Source organism: Caulobacter flavus (genome assembly GCF_003722335.1).
Classification (GTDB): Bacteria; Pseudomonadota; Alphaproteobacteria; order Caulobacterales; family Caulobacteraceae; genus Caulobacter; species Caulobacter flavus.
On record NZ_CP026100.1, the window covers coordinates 739,433 to 759,625 of the forward strand.

Annotated in this window: 18 protein-coding genes and 1 pseudogene; 5 read left to right on the forward strand and 14 right to left on the reverse strand. The window is 69.9% G+C overall.

Features of this window, described 5'->3' with window-relative positions; translation table 11 throughout:
• Positions 1 to 86: 86 nt before the first annotated feature.
• The gene (locus C1707_RS03570; RefSeq protein ID WP_101712738.1) at positions 87 to 692 is read left to right on the forward strand and encodes a TetR/AcrR family transcriptional regulator; all 606 of its coding nucleotides are present in this window, start codon (positions 87 to 89) and stop codon (positions 690 to 692) included.
• 5 nt (positions 693 to 697) lie between these two features.
• Here the strand turns inward: C1707_RS03570 and C1707_RS03575 are convergent, their stop codons facing one another.
• From C1707_RS03575 to C1707_RS03585, 3 genes are all read right to left on the reverse strand, one after another.
• Positions 698 to 1,744, reverse strand: a complete 1,047-nt coding sequence (locus C1707_RS03575; protein ID WP_101712739.1) for a sensor histidine kinase — start codon at positions 1,742 to 1,744, stop codon at positions 698 to 700.
• Between the two features lie 115 nt (positions 1,745 to 1,859).
• Complete coding sequence (locus C1707_RS03580) at positions 1,860 to 3,551, reverse strand: acyl-CoA dehydrogenase family protein (protein WP_101712740.1); 1,692 nt, start codon at positions 3,549 to 3,551, stop codon at positions 1,860 to 1,862.
• A gap of 152 nt (positions 3,552 to 3,703) precedes the next feature.
• On the reverse strand, positions 3,704 to 5,125 hold the full coding sequence (locus C1707_RS03585; protein ID WP_101712741.1) for a hypothetical protein: 1,422 nt from the start codon (positions 5,123 to 5,125) through the stop codon (positions 3,704 to 3,706).
• Positions 5,126 to 5,374: 249 nt separating this feature from the next.
• Here C1707_RS03585 and C1707_RS03590 point away from each other — a divergent pair, with 249 nt between their 5' ends.
• Positions 5,375 to 5,962: an SH3 domain-containing protein gene (locus tag C1707_RS03590; protein WP_101712742.1), complete on the forward strand. Its 588-nt coding sequence runs from the start codon at positions 5,375 to 5,377 to the stop codon at positions 5,960 to 5,962.
• 173 nt (positions 5,963 to 6,135) lie between these two features.
• Here the strand turns inward: C1707_RS03590 and C1707_RS03595 are convergent, their stop codons facing one another.
• The 3 genes from C1707_RS03595 to C1707_RS03605 form a co-directional block, all read right to left on the reverse strand.
• Positions 6,136 to 6,648: a CPBP family glutamic-type intramembrane protease gene (locus tag C1707_RS03595; protein WP_240633857.1), complete on the reverse strand. Its 513-nt coding sequence runs from the start codon at positions 6,646 to 6,648 to the stop codon at positions 6,136 to 6,138.
• The gene (locus C1707_RS03600; RefSeq protein ID WP_101712744.1) at positions 6,636 to 7,754 is read right to left on the reverse strand and encodes an aromatic ring-hydroxylating oxygenase subunit alpha; all 1,119 of its coding nucleotides are present in this window, start codon (positions 7,752 to 7,754) and stop codon (positions 6,636 to 6,638) included. Before C1707_RS03600 ends, C1707_RS03595 begins: the two co-directional genes overlap by 13 nt.
• Before the next feature lie 77 nt (positions 7,755 to 7,831).
• Positions 7,832 to 9,298, reverse strand: a complete 1,467-nt coding sequence (locus C1707_RS03605) for a M20 family peptidase (protein ID WP_101712745.1) — start codon at positions 9,296 to 9,298, stop codon at positions 7,832 to 7,834.
• Between the two features lie 201 nt (positions 9,299 to 9,499).
• On the opposite strand from C1707_RS03605, the pseudogene C1707_RS27105 reads away from it, so the two are divergent.
• A pseudogene (locus tag C1707_RS27105) lies at positions 9,500 to 9,796 on the forward strand (hypothetical protein); the annotation flags it as partial.
• Positions 9,797 to 9,948: 152 nt separating this feature from the next.
• Positions 9,949 to 12,768, forward strand: a complete 2,820-nt coding sequence (locus C1707_RS03610; RefSeq protein WP_101712746.1) for an ABC transporter permease/M1 family aminopeptidase — start codon at positions 9,949 to 9,951, stop codon at positions 12,766 to 12,768.
• 7 nt (positions 12,769 to 12,775) lie between these two features.
• On the opposite strand, the gene C1707_RS03615 is transcribed toward C1707_RS03610, so the two are convergent.
• Together C1707_RS03615 and ccrA are read right to left on the reverse strand one after the other, a co-directional pair.
• Positions 12,776 to 13,015 (reverse strand): DUF2188 domain-containing protein, encoded by a 240-nt coding sequence (locus tag C1707_RS03615; protein WP_101712747.1) that lies wholly within the window; start codon positions 13,013 to 13,015, stop codon positions 12,776 to 12,778.
• Positions 13,016 to 13,109: 94 nt separating this feature from the next.
• On the reverse strand, positions 13,110 to 14,390 hold the full coding sequence (ccrA, locus tag C1707_RS03620) for a crotonyl-CoA carboxylase/reductase (protein ID WP_101712748.1): 1,281 nt from the start codon (positions 14,388 to 14,390) through the stop codon (positions 13,110 to 13,112).
• Positions 14,391 to 14,693: 303 nt separating this feature from the next.
• On the opposite strand from ccrA, the gene C1707_RS03625 reads away from it, so the two are divergent.
• Positions 14,694 to 15,443, forward strand: a complete 750-nt coding sequence (locus C1707_RS03625) for an enoyl-CoA hydratase/isomerase family protein (protein ID WP_240633858.1) — start codon at positions 14,694 to 14,696, stop codon at positions 15,441 to 15,443.
• A gap of 3 nt (positions 15,444 to 15,446) precedes the next feature.
• Here the strand turns inward: C1707_RS03625 and C1707_RS25995 are convergent, their stop codons facing one another.
• The 6 genes from C1707_RS25995 to C1707_RS03650 form a co-directional block, all read right to left on the reverse strand.
• Positions 15,447 to 15,599 (reverse strand): hypothetical protein, encoded by a 153-nt coding sequence (locus tag C1707_RS25995; RefSeq protein ID WP_164467272.1) that lies wholly within the window; start codon positions 15,597 to 15,599, stop codon positions 15,447 to 15,449.
• 196 nt (positions 15,600 to 15,795) lie between these two features.
• Positions 15,796 to 16,608 (reverse strand): TauD/TfdA dioxygenase family protein, encoded by an 813-nt coding sequence (locus tag C1707_RS03630; protein WP_101712749.1) that lies wholly within the window; start codon positions 16,606 to 16,608, stop codon positions 15,796 to 15,798.
• 11 nt (positions 16,609 to 16,619) lie between these two features.
• Positions 16,620 to 17,114 (reverse strand): flavin reductase family protein, encoded by a 495-nt coding sequence (locus C1707_RS03635; protein WP_101712750.1) that lies wholly within the window; start codon positions 17,112 to 17,114, stop codon positions 16,620 to 16,622.
• Positions 17,114 to 18,499 carry a zinc-binding metallopeptidase family protein gene (locus C1707_RS03640; RefSeq protein ID WP_101712751.1) on the reverse strand — a complete coding sequence of 462 codons (1,386 nt, stop codon included), beginning with the start codon at positions 18,497 to 18,499 and terminating at the stop codon, positions 17,114 to 17,116. Before C1707_RS03640 ends, C1707_RS03635 begins: the two co-directional genes overlap by 1 nt.
• On the reverse strand, positions 18,499 to 19,131 hold the full coding sequence (locus tag C1707_RS03645; protein ID WP_101712752.1) for a cysteine hydrolase family protein: 633 nt from the start codon (positions 19,129 to 19,131) through the stop codon (positions 18,499 to 18,501). The genes C1707_RS03640 and C1707_RS03645 overlap by 1 nt, the downstream gene beginning before the upstream one ends.
• Positions 19,128 to 20,192 carry an LLM class flavin-dependent oxidoreductase gene (locus C1707_RS03650; RefSeq protein WP_101712825.1) on the reverse strand — a complete coding sequence of 355 codons (1,065 nt, stop codon included), beginning with the start codon at positions 20,190 to 20,192 and terminating at the stop codon, positions 19,128 to 19,130. Before C1707_RS03650 ends, C1707_RS03645 begins: the two co-directional genes overlap by 4 nt.
• Between the last annotated feature and the right edge of the window lies 1 nt (position 20,193).

A 20,193-nucleotide genomic window follows, 5' to 3' on the forward strand; every position in this document is an offset into this window, starting at 1 on the left:
CAACAAGAACGAGACGGGCGCCCGTTGGGGTCGGGTGCGCGTTTCGATGTGTGAAATCAGCGCTGCGTGTCCGGAGGGGGAACTGCGTGGGCGTACGCGACGAACAGAAACAGGCGACGCGCGAGCGCGTGCTCGAAGCCGCGCGAGACCTGTTCAACGAGACCGGTTACGAAGAGACCACGATCCGCGCCATCGCCGAACGGGCTGGCGTGTCGGTGGGCAGCGTCTTCACGACCTTCGCTTCAAAGGCCGAGGTGCTCAGCCACGTGATGGAACGGCGCCTGGGCGACCTCTATGCCGAATTCGACCGGGTGCTGCCGTTTCTGCGCGGCTCCACGGCCGACCGGCTGTGCTCGATCTTCGCCATCCACTACGAGTTCGAGACCAAGCGTGTGCGCCTGTTCCTGGCCCACATCGCCGCCTCCTACAGCCCAAGCAACGATCCGGGCGTGACGCCTTACGGCCGTAACGAGCGGCTGTCGGACATGCTGGAGCAGGTGCTGCGCGACGGCGTGGCGCGCGGCGACGTGCGCGGCGACCTGGACCTTCCCCTGACCGTGGAAGTGCTGAAGGCCTGCTACGCCTCCAACTACCGCATGGCCGCCGCCCGCGGCGCCGACGCGGCCGAGATGTCGACGGCGATGGACAGACAGGTCGCCCTGATCGCCGCCGGCTGGGCGCCCCGGAGCTAGGCGTTCTAGTCCCGCGTCATCCGCTCCAGCGGGGCGGTGAAGCGGGCCGAGAAGCCGTGCGGGGCGTAGATCAGCTCGGCCTCGCGCGCCGCCCGCAGGCCCGTGGAGATCAGGCGCGAGCCGAAGCCCTTGCGCGCCGGGGCCGCGGCGGGCGGGCCGCCGGTCTCGCGCCAGTCGAGCACGAAGCGCTCGCCCTCGATCCGCCAGCTCAGCGACACCCGGCCGGCCTCGACCGACAGCGCGCCGTACTTGGCGGCGTTGGTGGCCAGTTCGTGCAGCAGCAGCGACAACGACAGGCTGGCGTCGGCGGCCAGCAGCACGTTGGGGCCCTCGACCGCGACCTGCCCCCGGCCGTCGTGCAGATCCAGCATCGGGCCGATCACCGAACGCACCGAGGCCGGCCGCCACTGGTGCTGCAGCAGCACGTCGTGGGCATGGCCCAAGGCGATCAGGCGGTCCTCGAACGTCCGTACCGCGCCCTGGTCCTGGACGGACTTGAGGCTCTGGGCGGCGATGGCCTGGACCATCGACATGATGTTCTTCACCCGGTGGCTGAGCTCGTGGTTCAGCAGTTCCTGCTGGGCGACGGCCTCGGCGTGGGCGGCCTCGGTCCGCATCTTGCCGGTGGTCTCGTTGGTGATGCACAGCACGCCCAGCACCGCCCCGGCGTCGTCTCGCACGGGGGTGTAGGAGAACGTCCACCAGGTGTCCTCGGGCTCGCCGTAGCGCTCCATCGGGATGAACATGTCGATGACGCGCGAGGCCTCGCCGGCCTCGGCCTTCAGGAACATCGGCTCGACGCTGGGCCAGGCGTCGGCCCACAGGTCCTCGAACCGCGCGCCCTGCGCCGCCTCGAGCCGGGGCCCGAGGATCGGCCGGTAGGCGTCGTTGAACATGAAGACGCGCTCGGAACCCCAGACCAGGTACATCGACTCCGGCGAGCCGAGCAGCGAATTGACGACCATCCCCAGCGTCTCGGGCCACGCTTCGCGCGGGCCCAGCGGGTGGTTGTCCCAATCCACAGCCTCCAGGAGGCTGGCCGCCGACTGCACCGTCCGAAACTCCGCTCGATGATGGCCGTCCGTGAAGGGCGATGCGCATCCAGGGCCAGACCCTAGGTGATCGCAACAAGCGGCACAATCGAAGCAAAAGTGTCGGTGGAACGACTTAGTTCCCGTCTTCCAGCAGGCGCCGCGCGATGACCTGAGCCTGGATCTCGCCGGCCCCCTCGAAGATGTTGAGGATGCGGGCGTCGGCCAGCAGGCGGCTGGCGGCGTACTCCATGGCGAAGCCGTTGCCGCCGTGGATCTGCAGGGCGTTGTCGGCGGCGGCCCAGGCGACGCGGGCGGCGACCAGCTTGGCCATGCCGGCCTCCAGGTCGCAGCGCTTGCCCTCGTCCTTCTGGCGGGCGGCGAAATAGGTCAGCTGGCGCACGCCCATGATCTCGGCCGCCATCATGGCCAGCTTGTTGTGCACCCGGGGGAAGGCGAAGATCGCATCGCCGAACTGCTTGCGGTCCAGCGCGTAGGAAAGGCCTGTCTCCAGCGCCGCCTGGGCCACGCCCACGGCGCGCGCGGCCGTCTGGATGCGGGCGCTCTCGAAGGTGGCCATCAGCTGCTTGAAGCCATGGCCGGGCGCGCCGCCCAGCAGGTTCTCCTTGGGCACGGAAAAGCCGTCGAAGCCCAGCTCGTATTCCTTCATGCCGCGATAGCCGATGACGCCGATCTCGCCGCCGCTCATGCCGTCGGCCGGAAAGTCGTCGCCCTCGACGCCGCGCGGCTTGGGCGCCAGCAGCATCGACAGGCCGCGATAGTCGCTGGTGGCCGGATCGGTGCGGACCAGCAGGGTCATGACGTCGGCGCGGGCGGCGTGGGTGATCCAGGTCTTGTTCCCGGTCACCACGTAGCGGTCGCCCTCCAGCACGGCGCGGGTGCGCAAGCTGCCCAGGTCAGAGCCGGTGTTGGGCTCGGTGAACACCGCCGTCGGCAGGATTTCGGCGCTGGCGATCCTGGGCAGCCAGTACTGCTTCTGCGCCTGCGTGCCGCCGGTCAGGATCAGCTCGCCGGCGATCTCCGAGCGGGTGGCCAGCGAGCCGACGCCGATCCAGGCCCGCGACAGTTCTTCAGAAACCACGCACATGGCGGTCTTGCCCATGCCGCTGCCGCCGTATTCTTCCGGGATGGTCAGGCCGAAGACGCCCAGTTCGCCCAGTTCCTGAACGAGTTCGATCGGGATCAGCTCGTCCTTAAGGTGCCAGTCGTGGGCGAAGGGCGTGACCTTCTCCTCGGCGAAGGCGTGGAACTGGTCGCGGATCATCTCGAAGGTCTCGTCGAGACCGGTGTGCTCCAGGGTCGGACGGCCGCGCGCCTCGGCCAGGCGCTGGGCGACGCGAGTCTTCACGCCTTGCGTGCCGCCCTCGACCATCAGCTTCATGATGCCGTTGGAGAACAGGCGGTTCATCACCGCGCGGTCGGTGACCAGGTGGGCGGGGCGGACGATCTCGCCCTGGTTCATCGGCACGCCGCCGATCAGCTGGGCGGCGTATTCGGAGAACAGCAGCTGGGCCAGCAGGGCCTCGATCTCGCCGAACCGGCCCTCGCCTTCCAACCGCTCGGCCCAGCCGGCGACCTGGTTCATCAGCTCGGCATAGGCCGCGTACCAGCCGAAGCCGTGCACGGCGTGCTGCTGGGCGTCGGCCAGCTTGCGGTCGATCTTGCCGTCGGCGCCGGCGATGGCGGCCTTCACTGCGGGCCTGGCCTCGGCGACGAAGGTCTGGGCCGAGGTCGCCGCCTCGCGCAGCAGCCCCGTCAGGCCTGGAAGGATCAGGGACGTGGATTCCTTGGCGACCGCCTCGGTCATGCTCGTTAGCTCCCCTGCGCCGTACTTATGTTTTCCGGCACTGTGATCTCTTTCGCACCTGCGAGCAATGCGGCGACGCAGCATGGGGTTGCGCGAGATCGGGATCGGGGAAGGCGGGCGCCCGCTCCTTCAAAGGGCGGGCGCCGGGGTCGTCAGTTCGGGTCGGAATTGCCCGCCAGCGCCCACGAGAAGTCGGCGTGGGTGTTGCTGGTCGTGAAGTAGAGCGGGTCGCTGAAGAACGCGATCGGCTTCTTGTAGTCGGCCGGATAGGGCGGCGTGCCAGAGGCGACGATCACCGCCACCCCGTGGCAGCTCATGCAGTTGGAGGTGATGCCGGCCGGGATGCCGGTGCTGGTCTCCAGGTAGGGGTTGAAGCAGACGGTCATGGTCGAGCCGCCCTGGGTGGTCGTCTGATCGTAGGCCGTGCAGGTGGCGTAGTTGGTCCACGGCCCGGTCAGGCTGGCCGGCTGGCCCTGCTTGCTGCCCGGGAAGCCGTTCGGGGTGTCGGCGCCCGGCTGCCACCAGAAGGTCTGCCAGGTCCAGAACGGGATTTCCTTGGAGTTGACGTGCATGGCCTGCAGCACGGCGAAGTCGCCCGCCACCGCCGCCTGGTCGCCGGTCAGGCCGTTGGCGGTGTTGTAGTCCTGGGCTTCCGCGGCGCTGAGCTTGACCGAGTAGAAGGTGCTCATCGGCGCCCACAGGAACGTCTTGCAGGGGCCCGGGTCGCGGATGCTGGCGATCTCGCGCGGGGTGGCCGGGCGCACCGGACCCTGGCCGGCCGGCGCCACCAGCACGCAGGTGGTCCAGGTCTGGGGCTCGGGGTTTTGGGCGTTGGTCGAGGCCGACGGCCCCTGCCACAGCGGCTGGACGGTCAGCCCCTTGGCGTGGACCAGGCCGAACACCGGCTTCAGCTCGATGCCGCGCACCGGGAAGTCCTGCACGCCGCGATCCTGCGGGGTCGTGCCCTGCGGCCAGGAGGCGTTCAGCTTCTGCATGTCGCTGGTGCTGGAATAGCGGTACGAGGCGCCGCCGGGCCCCGGATGCGAGGCGTCCAGGAAGGTCGCGGCCTCGGGGCTGAACTTGTTGAACGAGGTCACCGTGGTGTCGAACTTGGCGGGCGTGATGCCGCCGCGACCGTGGTGGAACTGGTTGGGCTGCTGGAAGACGCGCAGCTTGCGCGGCGCGGCCACGCGCTGGGCCACCGTCGTGGTGGTCGCGGCGGTCGCCGCTCCGGCCGGCGGGGCGGGCGGGAAGACGTCGGCCGTGCCGGCCCAGGTTTCCCAGATCGGCAGCGACTGGCCGTTGAACGACTGGCCCGACGGCTGGGCCATGGCCTGCCAGAGCTGCCAGGCGTGGTTGCGCATCGCGGCCGTGTCGGCGTTGGCGATCCAGCCGTTGATCGTGGCGGCGGCCACCGGGTAGTTCGGCGTGGTCGGCAGCGGCACCGGCGTGATGACGGCGACGTCCAGCAGCGCCTCGGGCTTGGGCGCGGATGCTTCCGGCGCCTTGTCGCAGCCGGCCAGCCCGGCGCACAGCGCGACGGTCGCGGCCGTCGCAATCGCGATCTTCCTCATGGGTCGTCCCCTCCCCGACGCGGTGTTGCGGGCCGCGCCATCGACGCATCCTAGCGCAAGCGCGCATCCGAAGGTTGTGAATTTGCGCACCACGACTTCGGAGAGGGTCGCCGGGCCTGTTTCGAAAAAATTCCAACATGAACGAAATCTGTCGAACGACCTGACGGCCCGGTTCAGCTTCGACCTGCGATCTTGCGTCTCACGGGGCCGACGGCTCCGAACCAATCACAGGGACGAAGGACTATCGCCATGCAAAAGACCAACGACATCAAGAAGATGGGCAAGACGATCGGCCTGACCATCGCCGCCGCCGCCACCGCCTTCACCATGGCCTCGGCCCCCGCCGCCAACGCGGTCGAACAGCGCCTGGGCGGCGTCGTCGGCTGCAACGCCTCGGGCAAGAAGCAGGAAACCGGCGCCGTGATCGGCGGCCTGCTGGGCGCCGTCGCCGGCTCGCAGCTGGCCAAGAACGAGCGCGGCGCGGGCACCGCCATCGGCGCGGTCGTCGGCGCGGGCGCCGGCTCCTACGTCGGCTGCAGCATGCAGAAGAAGGAAGCCTCGCGCGACGTCGGCGGCTCGTACAAGACCAGCAACGGCATCAAGGTCTCGCACAACGTCGACTCCGCGCCGATGACCAAGATCAGCGGCAAGTACGTCGCCCGCTCGAACCTGAACCTTCGCGCCTCGGCCTCGACCAGCGGCATGCGCGTCGGCTCGGTCGTCGCCGGCGAGACCTTCCAGGCCCTGGGCCGCACCAGCGACGGCCGCTGGATCCTGGTCGGCCAGAACGGCGTCGGCGTCGGCTACGTCTCCAGCGCCTACGTCTACCGCGCCTAACACCCGAGTTCGGGGCGCGCTCCCCAACCCCCGTCCCCGCGCGCTCCGTGCGAGCCCGCCTGGTCCCCCGACCAGGCGGGTTTTTCGCGTGGGCCGCCAATCCGCCAATCCCGTCATTCCCGCCACGAGGGCGGGAATGACGGGAAGAAAAGGGAGAGCGCTAGCCAACTCCCTCACCCCAGCGCGCTGACGCCGCCCAGCCAGGTCTGCCAGACGATCACGAAGCCGCCGTGCAGCAGCACCGCCGGCCACAGCGAGCCGGTGCGCAGCCGCGTCAGGGCGCAGGCCAGGCCGAGGATCGCCGTGCACAGCAGGAAATCCCAGCGCAGGAACATCGTCGCGTGCGGCAGGAAGGTCAGGGTCTCGAACGGATGCCAGGCCACGTAGAGCGCGGTGGAGACGGCGACCCATAGCCAGAGCCGCCGGGTCTCGTCGCGCCCGGGCAGCAGCAGGGCGCGGAACGGGATCTCCTCGCCCAGCGCCGGGATGATCCACACCGTCAGCAGCCGCAGCGGCAGGCCGGGCGCGGCGTCGGTCAGGCGATAGAGGCCGGTCGAAAAGCCGATGGCGGTCATCGCCGCGCCGCAGGCCAGGGCGACCAGCGCGCACCACCGCCAGCCGGCCGCGTCGGGCAGGGTCGTCAGGACGGCGACGAGCCGCCGCCAGACAGCCGTCAGCTGCGCCACTTCAGCGTGGTTTCCCTGACCGGATTGACGAACGGCCGGCCCTCGGCACGGCTGGCGGTCCATTCGCGCTTCAGCTGCTGGTACCACTTGGCCTGGGTGTCGGCGTCGTCGATCCAGATCAGGGCCGGATCGTACTTCAGCCCCTCGTTCTGCAGGTTCACCATGCGCCCGTCCTGGCGCAGGAACTCGCGCGCGAATGGGGCGATCAGGGCCCGCAGCATCATCACCGGATGGTCCGACCAGATCAGCTGGCTGATCCGCGTGCTGGTCTCGGTCAGCGGCGTCAGGCAGGTCAGGGCCAGCACCTGACGCTTGCCCACCATGATGTGCTCCCAGCGATAGCCGGGCAGGCGGAAGGTGATCTCGATCTGCGGCGCGCCGCCGAGGATGTCGTACAGGCGGTTGGCCTTGCTGCGCCCGTGGCGGCGCATGACGAAGCCCTCGGGCGAAGGCGCGAAGACCTTGGTCTTCTCCGACTGGCGCTTGGACGAGCGTGCCCACCAGGCCTCGTGCACGTAGGGGGCGTGGGTGGGGTCCATCAGGCCGACCACCGCGTGGTCCATGTGGGTCTCGAAGATCATCGAGTCGACGATCTTGGCGTCGCCGCCGACCACGCCGGGGAACGACGGCGGCGGCTGCGGCGGCTCGCCGTCGAACCGCGGGTCGCCGCTGATCCACACGAACACCATCCCCTGGCTCTCGGCCGCCGGATAGCGCCGCACGCGGATGCGCGAGACCTCGAGGCTCTGCTCGCTGGTCAGGGACGGGATCGACGCGCAGACGCCGTCCGAGCCGAACCGCCAGCCGTGATAGGGGCACTCGACGCTGGAGCGGCCGTCGGCCTCCTCCTTCAGCTTGCCGGCCGACAGGGGCGCGGCGCGGTGCGGGCAGACGTCGCGGATGGCGAACACCTTGCCGTCCTTGCCCCGGCTGACCAGCACCGGCTCGCCCAGGATCTCGTAGCGGACGAGCTTGCCGGTCTTCACCTCGCGCGACAGGGCGGCGAAGTACCAGGCGTCGAACAGGAAGCCCTTGCCGAACCTGGCGGGCGGGGCCTTGGCGGCGCTGATGGGATGCGAGGCGGTGCGAGCGTCGTCGGCGGGCATGAGAACGCTTCTAGCGCCAGTCCGTGGGCGATTTAAGACCGTGGCGAACCCTTATCCGCAAAATCCGCGTCAAAAGCTCACCGGCCCGCCGTCTCCACCAGCCGCTGATAGAAGCGCACCATCTCTTCCAGGTTGGCCAGCGTCATGTGCTCGTTGGTGCCGTGGATCATCCTGGTGCCGTCCATCGACAGGGTGATCGGCTGGAATCGATAGATGTCGTCGGCGATCGGCGACATGAAGCGGCTGTCGGTGGCGGCGATGACCAGGCCCGGCGCGACCGGGGCCCCGCTCTCGCTGCCGGCCAGCGAGGCCAGGGTCTTCCAGCCGTCGGAGGCGGTCGACGACACCGGCGAGGGTTCGTTGAGCTGGCGCTCCCAGGCCAGGGTGACCGGCAGGTCGCCGACGGCGCCCTTGGCCCGGGCCATCACGGCGGCCGAGCTGTCGCCGGGGGCGATGCGGTAGTTGATCCAGGCCGCGGCGTCCTGGGGCAGCACGTTCTCCTTGGGCGACCCCTTCAGCATGGTCGGCGCCGTGGTGGTGTGCAGCATGGCCGCGCCGGCCGGCGAGCGGGCCGTCTGCTTGATCAGCAGCGGCGAGAACAGCCAGGTGTTGGCCGCGGCCATCTTCACCACCGGCGAGGCGCTGGGAGCCAGCGACTTCAGCATGTCGGCGCCGGGACCTTCGAACTTCATCGGATGCGGGTGGTCGGCGATGGCCAGGACCGCGCGGGCCAGGGTGGTCACCCCCGTCTGCGGCGGCGGCGTCGAGGAGTGCCCGCCCGGGGCCGGGGCGGTGACCCGCAGCGTGCCGTAGCCCTTCTCGGCGACGCCGATGATCGCGGCCGGGCCCTTGGTGACCGGATTGTCGGCGACCACCACCATGCCCTCGTCGAGCACGAACCAGGCCTTCACCCCGCGCGCCTTCAGCGTGGCGGCCATGGCCCGGGCGCCGGCGCCGCCGACCTCCTCGTCGTGACCGCTGGCGATGATCACCGTGCGCTTGGGGACGAAGCCGCCGGCCGCCAGGCCGTCGACCGCCTCGAACAGGCCGACCAGCGAGCCCTTGTCGTCGACCGAACCGCGCCCCCAGACCGCGCCGTCGGCCACCACGCCGCCGAACGGCGGATGCTTCCAGTCCTTCTCGGTTCCGGCGGTGACGGGCACCACGTCCTGGTGGGCCATCAGCACCAGCGGCGGCAGCGACGGGTCCGAGCCCTTCCAGGTGTAGATCAGGGCGTGGCCGCCGACGACCTCGCGGGTCATGGCCCTGTGGGCGGCGGGATAGGTGGTCTGCAGCCAGGCGTGCAGGCCGTCCCACTGCGTCAGGTCGTTCTCGGCGGCGTCCTGGTGGCTGATCGTCTGGAAGCGGATGGCCTCGCCCAGGTGCGCGGCGGCCCTGGCGGCGTCGAACGGACGCGCGGCGGCCAGCGGAACGTCGCCGGCCGGCGCCGGCGGCTTGAAGGTGACCGTCCGCACGACGACCACCCCGACCAGCACCGCGACCACGCCTGCCGCGCCCAGCGCGACCTTGCTCTTCCACCCCATGACGCCCCTTTCGCCGAATGTCAGGCAGCGACTGTGCGACGGGGCGGCGAGGTTGCCAATCCCCATTTCGATACCAATTGAATCGAAATATCCGAAAACCTTGTGCGCCATGGAGCAGCCGCATAGGTTGATCGCGTGGGGCCTTTCAGTTTTTCCGTCTTGTGGCGTTCCGTCGTCGGGCGCGGCCGCCTGGTTGCGCATATGGCGCTGTTCGAGATCGGCCGGCAGGCGCGCCAGCCCCTCTACTGGATCTCGACGATCCTGCTGTTTCTCGGCGGCGTCGGGCTGATGGCGATGGACTCCCTGGGCTCCAGCCAGGTGCCTCGCAACGCGCCCTCGACCCTGGCCATGGCCGTCGTGTTCATGAACCTGCCCTATGTGGTGATCATGGCCGCCCTGGCCGGCGACGCGGCCGTTCGCGACGGCCGCAGCGGCTTTCAGCCCATACTGCAAGCCACGCCGATCCGGCGCTGGCAGCACGTGCTGGGCCGCTTTCTCGGCGTCCAGGCGGCGACGGTCGTCGCCGGCATGATCGGCTTCGGCGGCCTGCTTGCCGGCTCGGCCGCGCCCTGGATCCAGGCCTCGGCGATGGGCCCTATCACTGGCCGCAGATCGCGCTGGTCGCCGCGGTTCTGGTCGCGCCCCTGTCGATGTCGGTCAGCGCCGTCTTCTTCTGCCTGGCGGCCATCACCCGCTCGATCGCCGCCACCACCACGGCGGCGATGGGGTTTCTGCTGGTGTTCTTCGCCTCGCTGGGCCTGCTCGACCTGCTCGACCACACCGGCATCATCATCATCGCCCTTGCCGAGCCGATGGGCGTGTTCGCCCTGCGCGCCGACATCAGCGGCATGAGCGTCGAGCAGCAGGCGCTCCAGGCCTTGCCCAAGGACAGCTGGCTGGTCCTCAACCGTCTGGCCTGGCTGGGCGGCGACCTCGCCCTGCTGGCGGTCTCGCTGGCCTTCGAACGACGCGACGACGCCGCCAAGCTACGCGCCGAACCCAAGGCCGCGCCGGCGCCCGTCCACCCCGCCCACGCCTGGCGCATCGCACCGAGCTTCGCCGGCGGCGCCTGGCCGATGTTCGCCGCCCGCCTGCGCTGGGAGCTGGCCCGGCTGATGCGCAGTCCATCGCTCTGGGTGATGATCGTGATCATGGTGGCGGTCTCGGCCTTCGGCCTGCGGGCGCACACCACGGTCGACAGCGCCCCCAGCCTGCCGGCCCTGCGGATCCTGACGCCGGAACTGCTGCCCGGAGTGATCCTGGCCGGCCTGGCCATCGCCGTCTTCCACGCCGCCGATATCGTCTGGCGCGACCGCGACCTGCGGGTGGCCGAGATCATCGACGCCTCGCCGGTCACCGACTTCGCGCTGATGGCGGCCAAGCTGGCCTCGATGGGCGTGGTGCTGGCCGTCGTGGCGGCCGCCGCCTGCGCCACGGCCTTCGGCGTGCAGACCTGGCAGACCTATGTCGACGGCCGCCCGGAGGTCTATTTCGTTCTGCTGATCGGGCCGGTCCTGGCCCCGCTGTTCGTACTGGCCGCCACCTCGATCGCCGTCGCCGCCCTCAGCCCCAACCGCTACGTCGGCTGGGGAATCATGGCCGGCCTGCTGGCCCTGACCGCGATCGGCGAGGCCAAGGGCTTCTCCCATCCGCTGTGGGACTTCATGGACACCCCCAGCGGCTCGCCCAGCGAGATGAACCTCATGGGCGACGGCACCGGCGTGTTCTGGTGGTTCACCCTCTACTGGACGCTCGGCGCGGGCGCCCTGCTGACCCTGGCCTGGCTGGCCTGGCCGCGCGGCCTGCCGATGGGCTGGCGGCGGCGCTGGATCCGCTCGCGCCAGCGGCTGGCCGGACGCCCCGCCCTGGTCGGCGGCGCCCTCGTGCTGGCCATGGCCGCCGTCGGGACCTTCATCTTCGTCAACACCAACGTCCGCAACAGCTTCTCCACCCACGACGAGCTCGAGGCCAGCATGGCCGCCTTCGAGAAGGCCATGGCCCCCTTGCGCGACGCGCCCGGCCCGGCCATCGCCTCGATGCGCGTCGCCATCGACCTGGACCCGCGCCGCCGCTCGCTGACGGCCCGGGGCGACTACCTGCTGGAAAACCGCACCGGCCGTCCGCTGAAGAGCTTCCTCGTCGACATACCCGCCGACCTCTCCGACTGGACCATCCGCCTGGACGGCGCCCGGCAGGAGGAGAGCGACTATCAGGTCGTGACGCTGACCCTCGACCGGCCGATGGCGCCCGGCGAGCAGCGGCGGCTGAGCTTCGAGACCCGGATGCGCGACAACGGGTTCGGCGTCGACGGCGGCTCGCTCGGCATCGTCGACAACGGCAGCTTCCTGCGCTCGACGGCGTTCATGCCGCGGGTGGGCGTGGCGGCCGGCGGCTACCTGACCGACACCCTGGCGCGCGAACGCCAGGGCCTGCCGCGCGAACGGCCGATCCGCGAGGCCGTCGATCCCCTCGCGCACCGGCGGGCGCGCGGAGGGGCCGACTGGCTGACCAGCGACATCACCGTCACCACCGCCGGCGACCAGATCCCCGTCGCGCCCGGCCGCCGCGTGCTCGACCACATCGAGAACGGCCGCCGCGTCGCGCGCTTCGTCTCCGACACCCCGATGCAGGCCGACTTCTCGCTGCAGTCGGCGCGCTATCAGGTGCGCCGCGCCAAGGCCGGCCGGGTAGACGTCGAGATCTACTACACCCCCGGCCACGAGATGAACGTCGAGCGCATGGTCGCCGCCGTGCGCGAGGGCCTGCCGGTGTTCGAGGCCGCCTTCGGTCCCTATCCGCGCGACCACCTGCGGATCGTCGAGTACCCGGCCTATGACGACGACATCGCCGCCATGGCCTGGGCCGGGGCCATTCCCTATTCGGAGAAAGGCGGCTTCGTCGCCGATCTGCGCAAGCCGGACGCCTACGACTACGTCACCGCCACCACCCTGCACGAACTGGCTCACCAGTGGTGGGGCCACCAGGTCGAGCCGGCCGACGCCCGGGGCGCGCGCTTCCTGACCGAGGGCCTGGCCGAGTATTCCGCGCTGATGGCGATGAACAGGCTGCGCGGACCCACGGTCGGCAACCGGGGCTTCGCCCTGGCGGTGAGCGGATATTTCCGCGACAGCAACCGCCGGCGCGAGCCGGAGCCCGCCGTCGTGGCCGTCTCGTCGTCCGGCGGCGAGAACTATGTCGCCTACCAGCGGTCCGCGCTCGCCCTGCTGACGGTGCGCGCCCGCTGCGGCGAGGAGAACCTGCATCGGCGGCTGCGCGGCTTCGTGCGGCGGTATCGCTTCCGCAACGCGCCCTACCCGACCTCGGAAGACCTGATGGGCGCGCTGAAGGCGGCCTGTCCCGCCAAGGACTGGGCCGCGATCGAGCCGACCTTCCGCGATCCGGCGCGCCGGCTGTTCGTCGGCTTCGAGGCCGGCCCCGGGCCGAGCACCGCGCCGGCCATGCCGGACTGAGCCGCCCCTAGCCCTTCACGTGCGTCGTCGGCCGGTCGTGGCCGTCGGACAGTTCCTCGCGCCATTGGCCGCGATCGTCCTCGTAGGTGATGCCGACCGTATCGCCCGCCACCTTCTGCTCGCCGGCCGCGCGCTTGGCCGCCGCCAGGGCGGCGTCGTGGCTGGGATAGGTTTCCGAGAACACGTCGCCGAGCTTGTAAGCCCAGCCGCCGTCGTGCTCGACGATGGTGTAGGTGATGTCGGTCATGCGGGCGCTCCTTCCGCTGGAAAACTGAAGGTGAGGAAACGCGGTTCCGGCGGCGAAGTCTTGGATGCGGGCGCCGAGTTTTTTATCCGGCTCCCTACCCCGCCCCGCTCAGCTCCTGCACTTCCTCGAAAGTGCGCAGGCCTGGGCGCTGGGCGCAGACCAGCACGCCCATGTTGCCGGGCAGGTGCTGGTTGGCCAGCATCTTCTCGTGGGCGGCGGGGATCTGGTCCCAGGGGAACACCTCCGACAGGCAGGGATCGACGCGGCGGTCGATCACCAGCTGGTTGGCGGCGCTGGCCTGCATCAGGTTGGCGAAGTGGCTGCCCTGCACGCGCTTCTGGCGCATCCACAGGAAGCGGGCGTCCATGGTCAGGTTGAAGCCGCTGGTGCCGGCGCAGATGGCGACCATGCCGCCGCGCTTCACGACGAAGACCGAGACCGGGAAGGTCGACTCCCCCGGGTGCTCGAACACCAGGTCGACGTCGCGGTTGCCGGTGATCTGCCAGATGGCTTTGCCGAACTTGCGGCTCTCCTTCATGTAGTCGGCGAACTCGGGGCCGTTGACCTTGGGCAGCTGGCCCCAGCAGTCGAACTCCTTGCGGTTCAGCACCGCCTTGGCGCCCATCGACAGCACGAACTCGCGCTTGTCGTCGTCGCTGACCACGCCGATGGCGTTGGCCCCGGCCACGGCCGCCAGCTGCACGGCGAAGACGCCGAGACCCCCGGACGCGCCCCAGACCAGCACGTTCTGGCCTGGCTTCAGCTCATGCGGCTTGTGGCCGAACAGCATGCGGTAGGCGGTGGCGAGGGTCAGGGTGTAGCAGGCCGCCTCCTCCCAGGTGAGGTGGCGAGGGCGCGGCATCAGCTGGCGCGACTGCACGCGGCAGAACTGGGCGAAGCTGCCGTCCGGCGTCTCGTAGCCCCAGATGCGCTGGCTGGACGAGTACATCGGGTCGCCGCCGTTACACTCCTCGTCGTCGCCGTCGTCCTGATTGCAGTGGATGACCACCTCGTCGCCCAGCTTCCAGCGCTTCACCTTGGGGCCCACCGCCCAGACGATGCCGGAAGCGTCGGAGCCGGCGACGTGGAAGGGATGCTTGTGACCGTCCAGCGGGCTGATCGGCTCGCCCAAAGCGGCCCAGATGCCGTTGTAGTTGACGCCGGCGGCCATCACGAGGATTAGCACCTCGTCCTCGCCGATCTCCCAGGTGGGCACCACCTCGACCTGCATGGCGCTGGCCGGCGCGCCGTGCCGCTCCTTGCGGATCGTCCAGGCGTACATCGACTTGGGCACGTGGAAAGGCGGCGGGATCTCGCCGATCTCGTAGAGGTCCTTCACGGGCGACGCGGTGGTCTCGAGGGTCGCGGTCGTCATGTCACTCCCCGGCTGTGGGCCCGGCTGCGGACCCCGGCTCTTCGGCGCTGCAACATGAACGCCGAAATGGCTGTCTGCGCTCCGCGGTACGGTTCGGCGCGAGGCAAGGACGCGCCGCCGGACCGTCGTTCTTATCGTGTTCCCCGGCCACGCTCGGCGGACGGGTACGGCTGAGGCTGAGACAAGGCTTCGGATCTGGCAAGCAGAATCCTTGTGCGTCGCAGCATGGTTGCGAATGAAACGACCCGCCGTCCCCGAGGTTGCGCGCTTCCCATTCGCGGCGTGTCGGGCGAGGTTGCGGACATGACGCCGACGATCCCGCCGCTGCTTCACGTTTCGCGCCCCACGGGCTCCATCATCCTGCTTGAGCTGGACGCCCCGCCGGCTAACGCCCTGGGCCTTCCGCTGCGCGCCCAACTGGTCAAGGCGCTGGACGAGATCGCCACCGACGACGACGTGCGCGCGGTGGTGCTGACCGGCCGGGGCGGCGTGTTCTGCGCGGGCGACGATCTGCGCGAGGCCGCCGTGCGCGGCGACGGGGCGCTGGCGGCGGTCGAGGACTTCAACCGGCTGATGGACTGGGTCGAGGCCCTGCGCGTGCCGACCATCGCCGCCATAGACGGCTGGTGCTTCGGCGGCGGGCTGGAGCTGGCCCTGGCCTGCGACATCCGCTTGGCCAGCGACCGGGCGACCTTCGCCGCCTCGGGGGTGAACATCGGCCTGGTGGCCTCGGCAACGCGCCTGCCCCGGCTGATCGGCGCCGCACGGGCCAAGGCCCACCTTCTGACCGGCGCCCAGTTCGACGCCGCCCGCGCGCTGTTCGACGGGATCGTCACGGCGGTCCACACGCCCGGCACGCTGCTGCGCGAGGCCATGCGCCTGGCCGAGGCCGTCTCGTCCCGCGCCCCCCTGGCTGTCGAGGCGACCAAGCGGGTGATCGACGGCAAGGCCTATGTGGAGGAAGAGCTGCCGGCCCTGATCGCCAGCGGCGACCACAAGGAGGCCATCGCCGCCTTCATGGGCAAGCGGACGGCGGACTTCCGGAGGAAATAGGCCTTATTCGGAAGCCTTCTTGCCGCCCAGCTTGATCAGGCCGAACCCTACGGCGAAGCCGAGGATCAGGCCGATGGCCATGTTGTCGATCAGCGCGCCGAAGATGATCCCGCCGCACACGCCCAGGACAAAGCCCGCGCCGCCTTTTTTCGTCATCGAACGCCCCTGAAACCGAGGCGTGCATCAACGGCCAGACGATCGGCCAGGTCAAGCAGGGGCTTTAGATCCTCCCCCTCTGGGGGAGGTGGCCCGGAGGGCCGGAGGGGGGACGTTTTCAGCTTGCGATGAGGCCTGACCGACTTCCCCCTCAGTCGCTTCGCGACAGCTCCCCCAGAGGGGGAGCATCTTTCACTCAGACCGGCCGATCCCCCGCGATCGTCACCCGGAACCCCGAACGCACGTCCGGGAAATAGTCCCAGATCGCCTGGTGCCAGGTGCATCGGTTGTCCCAGAAGGCCACCGAATTGGGCCGCCAGCGAAAGCGCACCTGAAAATCCGGGTTGCCGGCGTGGTGGTAGAGGTAGCCGAGGATCGCCGCGCTCTCGGCCTTGGGCAGGCCGACGATGTGGGTGGTGTAGGACGGATTGACGAACAGGCTCTTCCGCCCGCTCACGGGGTGGGTGCGCACCACCGGGTGGGCGGTGCGGTTGTATTGTCGGTCGAGGTCGGGGAAGAGCGCCTTGTAGATCGGGTTGGCGTCGTGGACCGCGGTCAGGCCCTCCAGATAGGCCTTCATCCGCTCCGACAGAGTGTCGTAGGCCGCGTACATGCTGGCGAAGACGGTGTCGCCGCCGTCGTCGGGCACGATCGGCATGTGCAGTATGCTGCCCAGCGGCGGCTCGGGATCGCAGGTGAGGTCCGAGTGCCAGCTCTCGCCGGCCACGAACTTGGAGTTCTCGTCGGCGTGGATGGCCACCACCTCGGGATGATCGGCCAGTCCCGGCACGCCCGAATGGATGGCCAGCGGCCCGAACTTGCGGCCCAGGGCCTTGTGGGCGTCGTGGGTCATCTGCTGGTCGCGGAAGAACAACACCTGATGCTGGGTCAGGGCCTGGTGCAGCTCCTCGAACTGCCGGTTCGACAACGGCTGGCCCAGGTCGACGCCGAACACCTCGGCGCCGATCCGGCGGGTCATCGGCTTCACTTCCAACACATCGTAAGCCATCGAACGCTCTCTCAGGATTTAAGGAACTGGCCGCGCACGTAGACGAGCGGCGGCTTGGACTCGTCGATGCGGACGGAAACCACCCGGCCGACCAGGATCTCGTGGTCGCCGCCGTCGTGGGCGGCGTGGAGCTCGCACTCGACCGCCGCGACGCAACCGGCCAGCACCGGGGCCGCGCTGGCGCCAGGCTCCAGCGCGGCCAGGGCGAAGCGCTCGTCGCAGCCCGACTTGGCGAAGGCGTAGGCCAGCTCGCCCTGGTCGGCCGCCAGGATGTTGACGCAGAACACGCCCGCCTCGCGCACGGCCGAAAGGGTGCGGCTGCCGCGCTTGAGGCAGGCCAGCACCAGCGGCGGGTCCATCGACAGCGACGAGAAAGCGCTGACGGTCGTGCCGCTGAGCCGGCCGTCCAGCGCCGTCGTCACCACCGTCACCCCCGCCGCGAAGCCGCCCATGGCCTTGCGGAAGAGGGTCGTGTCGGGAACCTCGGAAGCCAGGGCCGCGCCCATCATTCGCCCCCGAACGGGTTGTCGCCGTAGACCGGCGGGGCGCGGTTCCCGGCGTCCGCCGTCTCGGCCCGGCCGCAGACGGCCAGGGCGGTCAGGGCGTAGACCAGGGCGCTGTCCACCAGGTCCTTCGGCGTCGGCCGCCAGCGGGAAAAGCCGGTGGTGATGGCCGGGATGCGGTGCATGTTGAAGACGTTGTGGTCGCGCCACATGCTGGAATAGACCGGCGCGGCCCTGGCCACAGGATGGCCCAGCGACAGCTGGGTGGCGACGTCGACCGCGCCGACCAGCGGGGCCACCTCGGCCGCATCCGCCTCGAAGCCGTGGCGCACGACCACGGGCTCGATCTCGATCCCCGCGATGCCCGTCTCGCGCACCATGGCCTCCAGCGAGTGCTGGATGTCGGCCACGCGCTGGCGAGGGTTGAGCCCCACCTCCAGATAGAGGTTCACCCGCTCGGTGCCGGCCCCGAAGGCGTAGGGGATGCCGCCGCGCACCGAGGCCAGCTGCGACTTCGGCTGGGCCGTGCCGCCGGGGCTCTCGTAGAGGCTGGCCTTCTCCCACCGGCCGCTCCAGGCATGGATGGCCTCGGTAAGCTTGCCCAGCTTGTAGATCGGGTTGGGGTGCTGGTCGGCGCTGGCCGGGTGGCTGAGCAGCGGGGTGAACACCCCCTCGCCCCACACCGCGATCCGGAACACCGCATAGCCGCAGCCCACCCAGGTCAGGCCGAAGTCGCAGCCCTCGGCGGCGATGGCGTAGTCGGGGGCGACGCCGCCGTGGTGGAACAGGTAGTGGGCGCCGATGTCCTTGCCCATGTAGGCGACGCCGCGATGCTCCTCGATCGGCTCGGGGCCGATCTCGCCGGGACATGCGGTCAGGTACATCTTGCCGGCCAGTTCGTAGCCGGCCGCCTTCAGCGCCTTGGCGGCGATCAGGAAGCAGGCCATCGGCCCGCGATCGTTGGCGATCGGATAGCCGTAGAGCTTGCCGTCCTCCAGCCAGCACGTCTCCCACTCGGGATTGGCCAGGGTCGAGGGGCTGTACTTGTAGGCGTCCAGGTCCGGGTTCCAGGTCGGCGCCTCGGTGTCGAGGTGGGCGGTGAACAGCAGGTTCTTACCCACCCCCCTCCCGCCGTGCGTGCCGATGACGTTGGGCCGCTCGGGCGTGGCCCCCACCTTGCGCGGCGAGAAGCCCTCGCGCGCCATCCAGTCGTAGACGTAAGTTGCGGCCTCCAGCTCCTTGCCCGAGGGCGCGGGGATGTTGCCCAGCGTCAGGGCCAGCTCGACGAGCTCGCTCTCGCTGATCGCCGCGGCGATGGCGGCGCGGTCGGCCTGCGTGACCATATAGGGCGCGGCGACGCCCGCGAGGTTGGCGAACCCGTCGGCCATCACGCGGCCTCCTTCCAGGCTTTGGCGACCTCGACGCTGTCGGTGAGGATCGCGGTGTTGAGCCCCATCGTCTTCAGCGCCACCTCGTGCAGGTCGGGCTCGTAGGCCGCGCAGGCGTCGGCGGCGACGAAGACGTGGTAGTCGAGGTCGAAGGCGTCGGCGGCGGTGGCCGCCACGCAGCACTCGGTGGTCAGGCCGCAGAGCACCAGGGTGTCGACGCCCATGGCCTTCAGCCGCCTGTCGAAGTCGGTGCCGACGAAAGCGCTGTAGCGGGTCTTGGCCACCACCAGTTCGCCCTGCGCCGGCTGGGGACCATGGAAGGCGCTGCCCGGCTGGCCCGCGCGGCACAGGGCCGCCTCGCTGTCGGGATCGCCGCCGCGCCGCCGCATGCGCTCGTTCCAGGCCGGGCTATCGGTTTTCGGCGAGGTGAACAGGCCTACGAACACCACCGGCGCGCCGACGTCGCGCGCCGCATCGACGAGGCGGCCGGCGGCCTGCACGGCCGGCTCGGCCAGCCCCAAGTCGACGCCGTACCGGCCCAGCAGGCCGTCGGGCGAGGCGAAGTCGACCTGGATGTCGATCACGACCAGGGCCGTCCGCGCGGGCGCGATCCAGGCGGCGACGCCGCTCACGAGAACACCGAGCGCAGGCCCGGCAGGATCTCCGAGCCGAACATCGCCAGGCCTTCCACATAGTCGGGGAAGATCAGCATCAGCCCGTCCAGTTCGCAGTCGGTGACGAAGGCCTGCACCTGCTCGGCGCAGGTGGCGGGAGAGCCGACCACGGTGTGGGTCATGAACGCCCCCTGCTGGGCGGCGACGGTCGACAGCTTCTCGGCCGGCACGCCCCAGCTTTCCAGCATGGCCAGGATCGCGCCCATGTCGGCCCCGCCCTTGTAGTGCTGAACGAGGGCCTCGGCCCCGGCGTCGCTCTCGGCGTGGACGATGGTGCACATGGCGTAGGTCTTGATGGTCTTGCCGAGTTCGGCGGCGACGCGCTTGGCCCGGCGGCTGGCGTCGCGGCGCTCTTCGGGCGTGCGGCCGCCGATGAAGCAGACGTCGGCCTCGCGCACCGAGAACTGGAAGCCCCGGTCGCTCATGCCCGCGCAGATCAGTTCGGGGCGCGGCTTGGACAGCGGCTTGGGCTTGGACTGGCAGTCCTTCATCGTGAAGAACCGGCCGTCGAAATCGACGCTGTCCTCGCTCCACAGCCGCTTGACGATCTTCGTCCATTCCTCGGTCAGGACGTAGCGGTCGTCGTGGGTCAGGGCGTCGTCCCAGGCGCCCATCTGGGAAAACTCGCCGCGATAGGCCCCGGCGACGATGTTGAGGCCCGCGCGGCCGCCGCTGATGTGGTCGAGCGTGGCGATCATCTTGGCGGCCACGGCCGGGTTCTGCAGCAGCGGGTGGATGGTGGCCCAGATGCGGACGTTCCGGGTCGCCTCGGCAATGCCGGCCATCATCGTCACCGACTCCAGGGCCGTGCCCCAGTGGTCGGTATGCCCGCCGAAGCCGCGGAACTTGCCCATCGACATGACGAAGTCCATGCCGACCTCGTCGGCCTTCACGGCGGCGGCCTTGTTGGTCTGGTAGAGGCCGTCGAGGACGGGCGTGGTCTTGGAGATGATCCAGCCGCCGTTGGCCACCGGCAGGAAGACCCCGAAGTCCTTGTGCTTGGAAGGGCTGTGGAACATG

What these genes read in the sequence shown, in the direction of transcription:
- C1707_RS03580 (WP_101712740.1), bottom strand. Translation starts at nt 3,551, where the DNA reads ATGACCGAGGCGGTCGCCAAGGAATCCACGTCCCTGATCCTTCCAGGC.
- C1707_RS03585 (WP_101712741.1), bottom strand. Translation starts at nt 5,125, where the DNA reads ATGAGGAAGATCGCGATTGCGACGGCCGCGACCGTCGCGCTGTGCGCC.
- C1707_RS03590 (WP_101712742.1), top strand. Translation starts at nt 5,375, where the DNA reads ATGCAAAAGACCAACGACATCAAGAAGATGGGCAAGACGATCGGCCTG.
- C1707_RS03600 (WP_101712744.1), bottom strand. Translation starts at nt 7,754, where the DNA reads ATGCCCGCCGACGACGCTCGCACCGCCTCGCATCCCATCAGCGCCGCC.
- C1707_RS03605 (WP_101712745.1), bottom strand. Translation starts at nt 9,298, where the DNA reads ATGGGGTGGAAGAGCAAGGTCGCGCTGGGCGCGGCAGGCGTGGTCGCG.
- C1707_RS03610 (WP_101712746.1), top strand. Translation starts at nt 9,949, where the DNA reads ATGTCGGTCAGCGCCGTCTTCTTCTGCCTGGCGGCCATCACCCGCTCG.
- C1707_RS03615 (WP_101712747.1), bottom strand. Translation starts at nt 13,015, where the DNA reads ATGACCGACATCACCTACACCATCGTCGAGCACGACGGCGGCTGGGCT.
- ccrA (WP_101712748.1), bottom strand. Translation starts at nt 14,390, where the DNA reads ATGACGACCGCGACCCTCGAGACCACCGCGTCGCCCGTGAAGGACCTC.
- C1707_RS03625 (WP_240633858.1), top strand. Translation starts at nt 14,694, where the DNA reads ATGACGCCGACGATCCCGCCGCTGCTTCACGTTTCGCGCCCCACGGGC.
- C1707_RS25995 (WP_164467272.1), bottom strand. Translation starts at nt 15,599, where the DNA reads ATGACGAAAAAAGGCGGCGCGGGCTTTGTCCTGGGCGTGTGCGGCGGG.
- C1707_RS03630 (WP_101712749.1), bottom strand. Translation starts at nt 16,608, where the DNA reads ATGGCTTACGATGTGTTGGAAGTGAAGCCGATGACCCGCCGGATCGGC.
- C1707_RS03635 (WP_101712750.1), bottom strand. Translation starts at nt 17,114, where the DNA reads ATGGGCGCGGCCCTGGCTTCCGAGGTTCCCGACACGACCCTCTTCCGC.
- C1707_RS03640 (WP_101712751.1), bottom strand. Translation starts at nt 18,499, where the DNA reads ATGGCCGACGGGTTCGCCAACCTCGCGGGCGTCGCCGCGCCCTATATG.
- C1707_RS03650 (WP_101712825.1), bottom strand. Translation starts at nt 20,192, where the DNA reads ATGTTCCACAGCCCTTCCAAGCACAAGGACTTCGGGGTCTTCCTGCCG.